This window comes from Absicoccus sp., from assembly GCF_034090965.1.
GTDB classification, from domain to species: domain Bacteria; phylum Bacillota_I; class Bacilli_A; order Erysipelotrichales; family Erysipelotrichaceae; genus Absicoccus; species Absicoccus intestinalis.
In genome coordinates this window covers 1-12,946 of record NZ_JAXDRQ010000056.1, presented here as the reverse complement: position 1 = coordinate 12,946, position 12,946 = coordinate 1, and the positions used below count along the sequence as shown (strand labels likewise).

General features: G+C 39.2%; 12 protein-coding genes and 4 tRNA genes. 14 read left to right on the top strand and 2 right to left on the bottom strand.

What is annotated here, in order from left to right; all coding sequences use genetic code 11:
- The first annotated feature begins 1 nt into the window (after position 1).
- The 6 genes from SOS22_RS07835 to SOS22_RS07810 all read left to right on the top strand — a co-directional run bounded on the left by SOS22_RS07835 (position 2) and on the right by SOS22_RS07810 (position 5,577).
- Positions 2 to 757: a hypothetical protein gene (locus tag SOS22_RS07835; RefSeq protein ID WP_320596863.1), complete on the top strand. Its 756-nt coding sequence runs from the start codon at positions 2 to 4 to the stop codon at positions 755 to 757.
- Positions 758 to 835: 78 nt separating this feature from the next.
- The gene (locus SOS22_RS07830; protein ID WP_320325210.1) at positions 836 to 1,543 is read left to right on the top strand and encodes a FadR/GntR family transcriptional regulator; all 708 of its coding nucleotides are present in this window, start codon (positions 836 to 838) and stop codon (positions 1,541 to 1,543) included.
- 86 nt (positions 1,544 to 1,629) lie between these two features.
- Positions 1,630 to 2,658 carry a ketol-acid reductoisomerase gene (ilvC, locus tag SOS22_RS07825; protein WP_320325209.1) on the top strand — a complete coding sequence of 343 codons (1,029 nt, stop codon included), beginning with the start codon at positions 1,630 to 1,632 and terminating at the stop codon, positions 2,656 to 2,658.
- A 78-nt stretch (positions 2,659 to 2,736) separates the two neighbouring features.
- Complete coding sequence (glgB, locus tag SOS22_RS07820) at positions 2,737 to 4,497, top strand: 1,4-alpha-glucan branching protein GlgB (RefSeq protein ID WP_320596862.1); 1,761 nt, start codon at positions 2,737 to 2,739, stop codon at positions 4,495 to 4,497.
- Between the two features lies 1 nt (position 4,498).
- A complete protein-coding gene (locus SOS22_RS07815; protein WP_320596861.1) occupies positions 4,499 to 5,053 on the top strand; it encodes a chromate transporter in 555 nt (184 codons plus the stop codon).
- Complete coding sequence (locus SOS22_RS07810) at positions 5,050 to 5,577, top strand: chromate transporter (RefSeq protein WP_320596860.1); 528 nt, start codon at positions 5,050 to 5,052, stop codon at positions 5,575 to 5,577. Before SOS22_RS07815 ends, SOS22_RS07810 begins: the two co-directional genes overlap by 4 nt.
- A 94-nt stretch (positions 5,578 to 5,671) precedes the next feature.
- Here the strand turns inward: SOS22_RS07810 and cysK are convergent, their stop codons facing one another.
- Together cysK and SOS22_RS07800 are read right to left on the bottom strand one after the other, a co-directional pair.
- Complete coding sequence (cysK, locus tag SOS22_RS07805) at positions 5,672 to 6,598, bottom strand: cysteine synthase A (protein ID WP_320325205.1); 927 nt, start codon at positions 6,596 to 6,598, stop codon at positions 5,672 to 5,674.
- A gap of 187 nt (positions 6,599 to 6,785) precedes the next feature.
- A complete protein-coding gene (locus SOS22_RS07800; protein WP_320596859.1) occupies positions 6,786 to 7,223 on the bottom strand; it encodes an Rrf2 family transcriptional regulator in 438 nt (145 codons plus the stop codon).
- A gap of 184 nt (positions 7,224 to 7,407) precedes the next feature.
- On the opposite strand from SOS22_RS07800, the gene pfkA reads away from it, so the two are divergent.
- The 8 genes from pfkA (at position 7,408) to SOS22_RS07760 (ending at position 12,770) form a co-directional block, all read left to right on the top strand.
- A complete protein-coding gene (gene pfkA / locus SOS22_RS07795) occupies positions 7,408 to 8,370 on the top strand; it encodes a 6-phosphofructokinase (protein WP_320325203.1) in 963 nt (320 codons plus the stop codon).
- A 96-nt stretch (positions 8,371 to 8,466) separates the two neighbouring features.
- Entirely contained in the window at positions 8,467 to 8,838 is a 372-nt protein-coding gene (locus SOS22_RS07790) for a metal-dependent transcriptional regulator (protein WP_320596858.1), read from the top strand.
- Between the two features lie 50 nt (positions 8,839 to 8,888).
- Positions 8,889 to 10,928, top strand: a complete 2,040-nt coding sequence (locus tag SOS22_RS07785; protein WP_320596857.1) for a U32 family peptidase — start codon at positions 8,889 to 8,891, stop codon at positions 10,926 to 10,928.
- A 62-nt stretch (positions 10,929 to 10,990) separates the two neighbouring features.
- Positions 10,991 to 12,304: a phosphopyruvate hydratase gene (gene eno / locus SOS22_RS07780; protein ID WP_320325200.1), complete on the top strand. Its 1,314-nt coding sequence runs from the start codon at positions 10,991 to 10,993 to the stop codon at positions 12,302 to 12,304.
- Positions 12,305 to 12,420: 116 nt separating this feature from the next.
- Positions 12,421 to 12,511 (top strand) — tRNA-Ser (locus SOS22_RS07775).
- A gap of 17 nt (positions 12,512 to 12,528) precedes the next feature.
- A tRNA-Asp gene (locus tag SOS22_RS07770) sits at positions 12,529 to 12,605 on the top strand.
- Positions 12,606 to 12,612: 7 nt separating this feature from the next.
- A tRNA-Gly gene (locus tag SOS22_RS07765) sits at positions 12,613 to 12,686 on the top strand.
- A gap of 7 nt (positions 12,687 to 12,693) precedes the next feature.
- Positions 12,694 to 12,770: transfer RNA gene (locus SOS22_RS07760), tRNA-Asp, on the top strand.
- The last annotated feature ends 176 nt before the right edge of the window (positions 12,771 to 12,946 follow it).

Here is a 12,946-nt window from a genome sequence, read left to right as displayed (position 1 = left end):
TATGTCATCAAATTTAGATAGAGGTTCAAAATTACGAATTGCGATAGCCATCGTTTTAGCTTTAGCTTTTATGGTTGTTTTGATCTTTAATATTCAATTGCGTATGATGCCGGAATGGAGCAATACCAGCTTGCATTATGAATTGGGTCAAAAGATTGATATCAAAGCGACGGATGTTTTGAGTCGTAATGCTTATTCTTTTAAGGTAGATACCAGTAAGATCAATAAGAACAAGCCAGGGGTTTATATTGTGGAGGCTTCGTTTGATTCGGTTGCAGGTAAACAAGTCAAATATTTGCGTGTCACTATTTCGGATACGAAAAAACCGACGTTTACCAAGGCACCGACGAGCGTGAAAGTCACTGTGGGTGATGATAGCTATGACTTCAGCAAGAAATTTAAAGCGAAGGATCAAACGAAAGTTACATTATCGTTTGATACAAGTGCTGTAGATTTTAATACACCGGGTACGTATACGGCCAAAGTAACAGCGTCTGATACATCGGGCAATGAAAGAGCAAAGAAATTTAAGGTAAAAGTTGTTTGGTCTACGAGTGAAGATACCACGACACAGGAATCAACAACAACGCAACAACAGACAACCACGGATCCGAGCACAAATACGTATGATGCCAATGCGAATGACTCCTACAATGGAACATATGAAGACAACAACAATACGTATACACCAACCACACCTTATGATTATGATACATCGGAATATGATCCAAGCTTAGGTTGGAATACGGCTGCATAAGAAGGCTTTGGCCTTCTTTTTTTTAAGTTGTCTTATAAATAATTTGAGTTGTCTGATGTTTTGGGATATAGTTGTTTTATGGCAAATCAAACTTTATCTCAAAAAACAGCTGATCAACTTAGAGAATCTATCTTGACCAATCATGTCTACATGCCGGGTCAGAAATTACCCAATGAAAATCAACTTTCAATTCAAATGGGGATCAGTCGAACCACTTTGCGGGAAGCAATTCGTATTTTAGTCTCAGAAGGCTTGTTGCGAGTGGAAAGAGGAAATGGCACTTTTGTGGTGAATCAGGGAGATATCAAAACGGATTCTCAACTGGATATGCAAGAGGTGCAATCCATGAAAGTGACGTTGCATGATTTATTTGAAACGCGATTGATGATCGAACCACAAGCGGCGGAATTGGCTTGTCAAAGGGCGACAGATGAGGAGATTGCGCATATTTTAAAGCTCGGTGAAACGGTGCAACATTTGATTTTGTTGGATCCTACGGCTCAAGAACGCATTAGTACCGAAACGGAATTTCATTCGTCGATCATTCGTGCGGCTCATAATGAATTTTTGAATAATTTTATCATGGTCATCAAGGAAACCATCGAAAAAACATTTGAATTTCATGCGAATTTGGAATTAATCGCACAAGATGCATATGCCGATCATATTTTGATCATGGAGTTTTTAAAACATCGGGATGGACCAGCATTGCGTAGTGCGGTATTGATCCATTTGCATCATACTTTGATTCGTGAAGAAATTTCGGTAGAAAAAACAAATCTTTGATTGACAATTGGCTTGAAGCGTTTTATGATTGTCATACAACAACACATAAAGTTGTATGACAACTTACCATGAAGGAGGAAAAGAACATGGCAGAACAAGCAAGAATTTTTTATGAAAGTGATTGTGATCTATCTTATTTGGATGGAAAGAAAATTGCCATCATTGGTTATGGATCACAGGGACATGCACATGCATTGAACTTAAAAGAAAGTGGTGCAGATGTCATCGTTGGATTGTATAAAGGATCTAAATCTTGGAAAAAAGCAGAAGAACAAGGTTTAAAAGTATATACTTCTGCAGAGGCAGCAAAACAAGCAGATATCATCATGATCTTGATCAATGATGAAAAACAAGCAGATATGTATAAGAAAGATATCGAACCAAACTTGGAACCAGGTAACATGTTGATGTTTGCGCATGGATTCAACATTCATTTTGGATGTATCGTTCCACCAAAGGATGTCGATGTTACAATGATTGCTCCTAAGGCTCCAGGACATACAGTTCGTTCAGAGTACTTGGAAGGAAAAGGAACACCATGCTTGATCGCTGTTGAACAAGATGCAACTGGACATGCTTGGGATATCGCAAAGGCATATGGTGCTGCAATCGGTGGTGCTCGTGCTGGATTGTTGGAAACAACATATCGTACAGAAACGGAAACCGACTTATTCGGTGAACAAGCTGTTCTTTGTGGTGGTGTATGTGCATTAATGCAAGCTGGTTTCGAAACATTGTGTGAAGCAGGTTATGATCCTCGTAATGCTTATTTTGAATGTATCCATGAAATGAAATTGATCGTTGATTTGATCTATCAATCTGGATTTGCGGGAATGCGTTATTCAATTTCGAATACAGCAGAATATGGTGATTACATCACTGGACCAAAGATCATTACTGAAGACACTAAGAAAGCGATGCGTCAGGTATTAAGTGATATCCAAGATGGAACATTCGCTAAAGATTTCTTGCTTGATATGTCTCCTGCTGGTGGACAAGTTCACTTTAAGGCTTTGCGTAAGAAAGCTGCTGAACATCCATGTGAAAAAGTCGGTGAAGAAATCCGTGCTTTGTATTCTTGGAACAATGAAGGCGACAAATTGATCAACAACTAATAAATAATCGGCACTTCTTCGGAAGTGCTTTTTTTATGGTATGATGAAACTACGAAATGACTTCGTGGAGGAAAATATATGAAACGGCAAGATTTTTATGAGGGCAAAGCATTTGATGCTTATACATATTTTGGTGCACATCCCCAAAATGCGGGGGTCATCTTTCGAACGTATGCACCACAAGCACAAAGCATTTGCGTGATCGGTGAATGGAATCATTGGCAAGAAGAACCGATGAGTCAGGATGCACAAAGTGGCATTTGGGAATTATATTGTAGAGATGCAGAAGTGAATCAAATGTATAAATATGTGATCTATGGAGCCAATGGACGTGTGGAACATTGTGATCCTTATGGTTTTGGGATGGAATTACGACCCAATTATGCATCGATCATACGAGATATCGATGCTCTCTCTTTTACGGATGCATCGTGGATGAACCAACGCTCACGTAATTTTGATCAACCCATGAATATATATGAAATGCATTTGGGATCCTGGAAAACAAATGATCAGGATGAAAATGGATGGTTTTGTTATGATGCCATTGCTAACGATCTTATTGCCTATTGTATCGAAAATCATTTTACCCATGTGGAATTCATGCCGTTAAGTGAATATCCATTCGATGGTTCGTGGGGCTATCAAACGACTGGCTATTTCAGTCCAACCTCTCGTTATGGCAGTGCCAAACAGTTACAAACATTGGTGAATGCCTTACATAATGCGGGTATTGGCGCTATTATTGATTTTGTGCCAGCTCATTTTGCGACAGATCCTTATGGTTTAAAGTTGTATGATGGGTCACAGCTCTATGAGTATCCTACCAGTGATGTGGGTGAAAGTGAATGGGGCACATGTAACTTTATTTATTCTCGTTATGAGGTGCGTAGCTTTTTACAATCGGCCGCAAATTATTGGCTGGATATGTATCATTTTGATGGGATCCGTATGGATGCAGTGAGTCGACTCATTTATTGGATGGGTGATGAAAATCGAGGCGTCAATCCCAAAGCTATTGAATTTTTACAACAAATGAATGCGGGTCTGCATGCTCTGCATCCCAGCGCGATGTTGATTGCGGAAGATTCTACGGCATATCCAAATGTGACCAAGCCAGTGAATGAAGGTGGTTTGGAGTTTGACTATAAATGGGATCTTGGCTGGATGAATGATACCTTGGATTATATGATGAAGACCAGTGATGAACGCAAAGAATTATCAAGCAAACTCACATTTTCTATGTATTATTTTTATAAGGAGAGATATTTATTGCCTTTATCACATGATGAAGTTGTACATGGAAAACGAACGATCGTAGATAAGATCTATGGAAGTTATGAAGAAAAATTTGCTCAATTGCGTTCGCTTTATCTGTATATGATGATGCATCCCGGTAAAAAATTGAATTTTATGGGCAATGAAATTGCGATGTTCCGGGAATGGGATGAAACCAAGGCATTGGATTGGTTTTTATTGAAATATCCTATGCATGATACTTTTCATGATTTCTTTAAAGCGTTGGGAACGATTTATCAATCTACACCACAATTGTATGAATGGGACGATGATCCTCGCAGTTTTGAATGGATCACGATCAATGAAAAGGAAACCAATGTCTATGGATTTAAACGTTCGGCTGGTACGTTAAAACCAGTGGCTGCCTTCTTTAATTTTTCGAATCAGACCCAAACGCTTCATACAGAGGATAAGTGGGTATTGACGCTTCATACGGATTGGGAACGATTCAATGGTTCCACAAAAGAGCCAGAGGAAAAGAAGTCTACGGATCATTTTATTTTACCGCCATTTAGTTCGATTTATGTAGTGATGGAGTAATATGGACACGAAAAAACTTTGGAAAATGTTTACTTCCATGTTTTATTTGAGTGCTTGTACCTTTGGTGGAGGCTATGTGATCGTTTCTTTGATGCGTGATGTATTTGTGAAAAAATACCATTGGATCGATGATGAAGAAATGTTAGATCTGGTGGCGATTGCTCAGTCTAGTCCTGGTGCGATTGCTGTAAATGGTGCAATCGTTGTGGGCTATAAACTATCTGGTATCGTTGGTGTTGCGGTTGCTTTGGTGGCAACGATATTGCCACCTTTTCTTATTTTATCGATCGTATCGCTTGTATACGATGCTTTTATCGCCAATGTCTGGATTCGTTGGTTGTTAGAAGGTATGCAAGCAGGCGTTGTTGCCATCATCCTTTCGGTATGTTTAGATATGGGCATTCCCTATATCAAACACAAAAAATATGTATCTATGCTTTGTTTTGGAATTGCCCTTTGTGCCAATTCGATCTTTCATATCCCTGTAGTATGGATCATTCTTTGTGGTATGGTATTCGTGTGTCTCGAAGCGATCTTCCAGAGGACAAAAAAATGAATATCTACATAACTTTATTTATTAGTTTTATATGGATCGGCGCTTTTAGTTTTGGTGGTGGATATGCGGCTTTACCTTTGATCAAAGAACAAACCGTGACCATTCATCATTGGCTATCCATGAAAGAGTTTACGAATTTGATCACGATTTCTCAAATGACGCCAGGTCCTATTGCCATTAATAGTGCGACCTTTGTTGGTCAAAAAGTGGCTGTTTTAGGTGGGGCAGTTGCTTGCACTTTGGGATGTATTGCACCATCTTTGATCTTGGTCACGATTTTAGCGAAGATTTATTTTACATATCGAAATCTGGATGTGATGAAAAAGATCTTTCAAGTTTTGCGACCTATTGTTCTAGCCATGATCTTGGGATCGGGACTTTTGATCTTGCAAGGATACGCCAAAAATGTATTCTTGGTGATCTTGACATGTGTATGTTTGTTGCTTGCCCGCAAAACCAAACTAAACTTGATTTGGATCATGATCATAGGTGGTCTATGTAATATTGTATTTCATTGCATATAAGAAAGGAATGAAAACGGGCTTTCGATGGTCTTGTATAAAAAAATGTGAACCCACAAAAGGTTCACATTTTTAGGATGGCTGTATTTTAAGGATTTTAGTCTTGGAAAAGGGCAGTAGAATAATAGCGATCGCCACTATCTGGCAACAATACAACAATATTCTTTCCAGCATTTTCTGGCTTCTTAGCTTCTACTAAACCAGCTTGTAAAGCAGCACCACTAGAAATACCAACGCTAATTCCTTCTTTATGCGCTAACAATTTCGCATATTTGAATGCATCTTCATTGGAAACAGTCAATACTTCATCATATACATTGGTATCCAATGTTTCAGGAACAAAACCAGCTCCAATACCTTGGATCTTATGTGGTCCACCATGTCCTTCAGATAATACAGGAGATGTTTCTGGTTCAACCGCAACAACTTTTGTATTAGCTTTTTCTTTTAAATATTTTCCTGTACCTGTAACGGTTCCACCAGTTCCAACACCGGCAACAAATACATCGACTTTACCATCTAGATCTTTATAGATTTCTGGTCCTGTTGTTTCATAGTGGATTTTAGGGTTTGCAGGGTTGGTGAATTGGCTTGGAATAAAGGCAGGGGCATGTGTTTTTGATAATTCTTCAGCTTTCGCAATGGCACCCTTCATTCCTTTTGAACCTTCACTTAAGACAATTTCGGCACCGTATGCTTTAATGATCTGGCGACGTTCAACGCTCATTGTTTCTGGCATTACGATGATCAAATGATATCCTTTGGCGGCGGCAATAGAAGCTAGACCGATACCGGTATTTCCAGAAGTTGGTTCAATGATCGTAGTGCCAGGTGCTAATTTTCCTTCTTTTTCCGCATCTTCGATCATCGACAACGCGATACGATCTTTAACCGATCCGGATGGATTAAAATATTCAACTTTCGCAAATACTTTGGCTTGTAATCCTTCTGCTTTTTCAATGTTTTGTAGTTCTAATAATGGTGTGTTTCCAATTAATTGACTTGCACTTGTATAGTATCCCATGATTCATACCTCCTTAAATTTTCTTTATTGATCTTGGTTTCTATATGTAAGTTTTGACAACAACAATCGCTATTCATTGTAAGCCCCCTTTCGCTTGGGTTGTCTATATCATAACCTAAAAACCTATAAAGTCAAGAGGAAATATAGGAAAATAAAAAAAGACATAAAAAAATGCGATAAATCGCATTTATATATAGTATTCACCACCATTGGATCGTTCTTGATCAACCAGGTCCTGAATTGTCACATGGTCAACCACATCGCAGATAGCTTTGTATAATTTTTGCCAAACCATGATATCGATGGTATCCAGACTGTCCGATGGAATGGTATGAAGATCTGAATCCACTTGATCCACGGGAGCAAGTGAGCCTTCCGTTAACCGTAAAATATCACCAACTGTGATCGCATCAAGGTCTTTATTGATATAGTAGCCTCCTTTTGGACCACGTACGCTCCGAATCAATCCAGCACCGGTCAAGGCTGGCATGATTTGCTCTAAGTATTTAAAAGAAATATTTTGACGTTTGGATACATCCTTTAATGCTACCGGTCGATTCGATGGTTGTAAGGCAATATCGAGCATTAATTGGAGGGCATATCTTCCTTTTGTTGAAATTTTCATATAAACTCCTTCTGTTTTTAGTATAAGATAAAAATCCTAGTAAATCAATAGGTATATTGGAGTAAAATATCTTATAGAATTGTTATGATTTTTTTCGAGATTCTTACAAAAATAGAGTATGATAGAAGTGATAAATAAAGAAATGTAAGAAAGTATTTTTAATGTTTTCTTAGGAGGACTTTTTATGGTAAAGAGAATCGGAATTTTGACTTCTGGTGGCGATTCACCAGGGATGAATGCAGCCATTCGAGCTGTTACACGTGTAGGTATCAATGCGGGTCTGGAAGTCTTCGGTATTTATAATGGATACAAAGGAATGACGGAAGGGTATATTGAACCGTTAACACGAGAATCTGTTGGTGAAATTGTCAATCGTGGTGGTACGATCTTAGGCTCTGCACGTCTGCCTGAATTTAAAGATTTAGATGTTCGTCAAAAAGCGGTCAAACAACTTCAAAAACGTGGAATTGAAGCCGTTGTTGTCGTTGGGGGAGATGGTTCCTATCGTGGTGCTTTGGCATTAACGGAAATGGGCGTGAATTGTATTGGTCTGCCAGGCACAATTGATAATGATATTACTTGTACTGACTATACAATAGGATTTCAAACCGCATTAGAAACCGTTGTAGAATGTATCGATAAATTGCGTGATACATCCAATTCACACCATCGTTGCTCCATCGTTGAGGTCATGGGTAATCGTTGTGGCGATTTGGCCCTATGGTCTGGTATTGCTTGCGGAGCAGAAATCATTGTGACAAGCGAAACCGGTTTTGATGAAGAAGAAGTCTTAGGACGTTTGCGTGACTTGGATCTGATCAAGAAAAAGCGTCATGCCATTGTGGTCATTTCGGAAAAGATCACAGATGTGGATCAATTCGCAAAAAAAGTAAGCTTGAATACGGGATTTGCGGGTCGAGCAACAACTCTTGGACATATCCAACGTGGTGGTTCACCTTGTCCATTTGATCGTTTATTGGCTTCTCAAATGGGTGAAAAAGCAGTTGACTTGTTGATGCAGGGCATTGGTGGACAATGTATTGCGATTCGTGATAATAAGATCGTAGCTATTCCGATTACCGAAGCTTTAGGTATGCCACATGAATCCCGTAAACCATTGATGAATTTATTTGAACGCCTCGTTTAACAAAGTGGACAAAACGTCCACTTTGTTTTTTTAGGCAAGTTGTTTGACAACCAGAGAAATTCTAGAATAGAATAAAATAATCAAAGGAGACGGATTATGCAACAATTAGGTGAATCCATGGAGGATTATTTAGAAGCAATATTGGTCTTGTCACAACAACTTGAAAGTGTGCGTAGTGTGGATGTGGCAAGCTATCTTGGGTTTTCTAAACCAAGTGTTTCGCATGCAGTCAAGGTCATGTCGGAAAAAGGCTTAGTTCGATTAGACCAAGGAAAGATCTTACATTTGACAGAGGAAGGCAGAGAAATTGCTCAATCTACCTATCAAAGACATTGTTTCTTTTCTAATATGTTAGAAAATATTGGTGTTGATAAAGAAACGGCCGCAAAGGATGCTTGTCGAATCGAACACGTCATTAGCGAAGAGTCGTTTGAAGCTATTCGGAATTTATATAAAAATAAGAAATAATAAGAAGTAAAAGCTGTCAATGGACAGCCTTTTTTATGGGAGGAAAGAAAATGGAAATATTAGCGCCTGTTGGTGATCGTTCCATGTTAGATGCTGCTTTGGCAGGTGGATGTGATGCTGTGTATTTAGCTTTAAAACATTTTGGAGCGCGTGCCTATGCAAAGAACTTTACGCTCGAAGAAGTAAAAGATATCATTCAGCGTTGTCATCTTATTGGTGTCGATGTTCATGTGACCATGAATACCATTTTGTATGAAGAGGAAGTAGAAGCTGCGTATGCGCAAGCCAAAGCCTTATATGAAATGGGTGTTGATGCATTGATCGTACAAGATCTAGGCTTGATTCATTTGTTGCATCATCGCTTACCCGAACTAACGATTCATGCATCCACTCAAATGAGCATTCATACACCAGCCCAGATCGAGCAATTAAAAAAATTGGGAGTGAAACGAGTGGTTTTAGCCAGAGAATGTACAAAAGCTGAAATCGAAGCTTGCCAACAAAGTGGTGTGGAAATTGAAGTCTTTGTGCATGGTGCCCTTTGCATCAGCGTGTCCGGTCAATGTTACTTTTCAAGCTTTTGTTATGGTAGAAGCGGTAATCGCGGGATTTGTGCACAACCTTGTCGTATGGCTTACACTCTCTATAAAGATGGCCAACCTATATCGTTCAATCAAGAATATCTATTAAGCCCAAAAGATGTTTCTGTGATCGATCAGATTGGACAGTTGTCTGTAGATTCCTTGAAGATCGAAGGGCGTATGAAAAGTCCAGTCTATGTATATGAGGCTTGTCGACAAGTTAAAATGGTACGCGATGGGAAAAAACGGACAGAAAAAGATAAAGAACGATTAAAGCTTGCTTTTAATCGAGGATATACTTTAGGGCATATGTTTGATCAGCGCGGATATAATTTGATGCATATGGACTCACCCAATCATCAAGGGATTCCCATTGGCAAGGTGATTGGCATTCATGGAAAACGTGTGAAGATCCAATTGGATCGATCCATTGATCAGAATGATGGCATCCGCTTTGGTCAAGCCTATGGATGTCGCGTTAATTATCTGTTTGATGAAAAAGGACGTTTGCAGAAGCATATCGATGGTCATCATAGATGTGAAGTGGAAGTGAAATCAAAGATCCAAAAGGGGAGCATCGTTTATAAAACGATTTCGTATGCGTTGGAAAAAGAAGTGGAAAAAGCTTCGAAAGAAACCATTCGTAAAGTAAAGGTTTCCTGTTTTGTCCATTGCGATGGCCCTTCCACACCTCTTGTTTGTACAATGTCGGATGGTATCCATACGGTAACTTGTGTATCCGAACAACTGGCTTCGGTCGCACAAAAACATGCCTTAAACCAAGATACCATTGCCAAGCAAATGTATAAGACCAAGGATAGCTGGGTCGAAATCACGGCATTTGCGTGTACGCTTGTTGGTGATATTTTCTTTCCAATGGGTGTGATCAATGCATTGCGACGAACTACGATCGAAGCGTTAGAAAAAGAGCGTACAAAAATTTGCTGTCAACCAGAGAAGCCGTATGCATTTCAGCCAAAAGTGACAAGTGATCATCGGATATATGTACAAGATCTACCAGATTCGATGGCTGATCTGACCAAAAATGTAACGAATTCTTATGGTATTGCGGCTTGTCTAGAAATGGGATTTGAGAAAGTGGCATTGAGTATCGAAATGACACCGGATCAAATACAAAAAACGGTTTTAGCTTTTGGTGCTCGATATCATGTAGACGCACCGGTTGTTGTGTATATATATGGTAAGATTCGATACATGATCATGAAACATTGTCCCATCAATACGGTGTGTTTGGATGGCAAGCGACAGGATTGTCATTTGTGTCATCGTCATCATTTTGAATTAGAAGGTAAAGATGGATGTCGTCTTTTGATGAAAGGAAATAAGGATTGTTATATGCAATTGTTTGATGAGACACCAAGAAATTGGTTGGCGATGATTCCTGCATTTCAGGCCTTAAATATAAATGATTTCTATGTACATTTTGTGGATGAAAGTCCAACAAAAAAGGAAGAAATCATTGCTTTGATTCATTCTGTTTTACGTTGAAAGAGGCTTGTTAAAGTGTTATCATAAACGTAGCTAGAGGCTTAAAGGAGGATATTTTAATTATGCCTATTATTACAGATGTTTATGCTCGCGAAGTATTAGACTCTCGTGGTAACCCAACTGTTGAAGTTGAAGTAACTACTGAATCTGGCGCTTATGGTCGTGCTATGGTTCCAAGTGGTGCAAGTACTGGTGAAAGAGAAGCATTGGAGCTTCGTGATGGAGATAAAACTCGTTTTGGAGGAAAAGGAACTACTAAAGCTGTTGCAAATGTAAACGAAAAAATTGCACCAGCTGTTATTGGTTTGGATTGCCGTGATCAAAACTTTGTTGACCAAACAATGATCGATCTAGATGGTACCCCAACAAAATCGAATTTAGGTGCAAACGCTATCTTAGGTGTATCTATGGCTACGGCTCTTGCAGCTGCTGATTTCTATGGAATGCCTTTGTATAATTACTTTGGTGGATTCAATGGAAATACATTGCCAGTTCCAATGATGAATGTCATCAATGGTGGTTCTCATGCAGACTCCACGGTAGATTTCCAAGAATTCATGTTGATGCCTGTTGGTGCGAAATCTATCAAAGAAGCTGTTCGTATGGGTGCTGAAACTTTCCATGAATTGAAGAAAGTATTGAAGAACAAAGGATACAATACCAACGTTGGTGATGAAGGTGGATTCGCTCCAAGTTGTAAAGATGGAAACGAAGAACCATTGGAATTATTAGTAGAAGCTATGAAGGCTGCTGGTTATGAACCAGGTACAGACATGTGCATCGCGATGGATGTTGCTTCCAGTGAATTCCACAACCATGAAACAGGATTGTATGAATTGAAGAAATCAGGTCAAGGAAACAAGACTGCGGATGAAATGATCGATATGTATGAAGAATGGTTGAAGAAATATCCAATCATCTCTATCGAAGATGGTTTAGGAGAACGTGACTGGGATGGCTGGAAACGTTTGACAGATCGTCTTGGTGATAAAGTTCAATTAGTTGGTGATGATTTGTTCGTAACCAATCCAAAGATCTTACAAGAAGGTATCGAAAAGGGTATTGCGAATGCCATTTTGATCAAAGTAAACCAAATTGGTACTTTGACTGAAACTTTCGATGCAATTGAATTAGCGAAGAAACATAACTACACTTGCATCGTTTCTCACCGCTCTGGAGAAACAGAAGATACCACAATTGCTGATATCGCAGTTGGTTTGAATGCTGGTCAAATCAAGACTGGTTCTATGTCTCGTACAGACCGTATTGCTAAGTATAATCGTTTAATGCGTATTGAAGACGAATTGAACCAACGTGGCAATGCACATGTTGCAAAATACTTAGGAAAGAAAGCTTTCTATAATCTTTATAAGTAATGATGTTGTAGGCCTCAAATGAGGCCTATTTTTTTTTGAAAATAATAGTTGCAATTCGTTTTTGGCCATGCTATTATATGTAGGCGCTAACGAGTAGCGTTCTGACCTAGATTTTTGGAGAAGTACTCAAGTGGTTGAAGAGGTGCCCCTGCTAAGGGTATAGGTCGGGAAACTGGCGCGAGAGTTCAAATCTCTCCTTCTCCGCCATTTTAAAAGTGAATATTGGTCCAGTGGTGTAGTGGTTTAACATGCCTCCCTGTCACGGAGGAGATCGTGGGTTCGAGTCCCATCTGGACCGCCAATCTGATGCAGATGTAGTTCAATGGTAGAACACAGCCTTGCCAAGGCTGATACGGGGGTTCAATTCCCCTCATCTGCTCCATTTTATTGGTCCAGTGGTGTAGTGGTTTAACATGCCTCCCTGTCACGGAGGAGATCGTGGGTTCGAGTCCCATCTGGACCGCCATTTTTCAATAAACGATGTTCGCATCGTTTTTTTTATTGATAAATTATCATAATAAGTGCAACAGCCTATAAGAATTAAAAAAGTCCATGGGTTCAATGATAAAATGTGAGTGAGAAAACAAACATTTATCAAGGAGAATCCCATGAACTACAACCATCTTAACATAAATGAGAGAA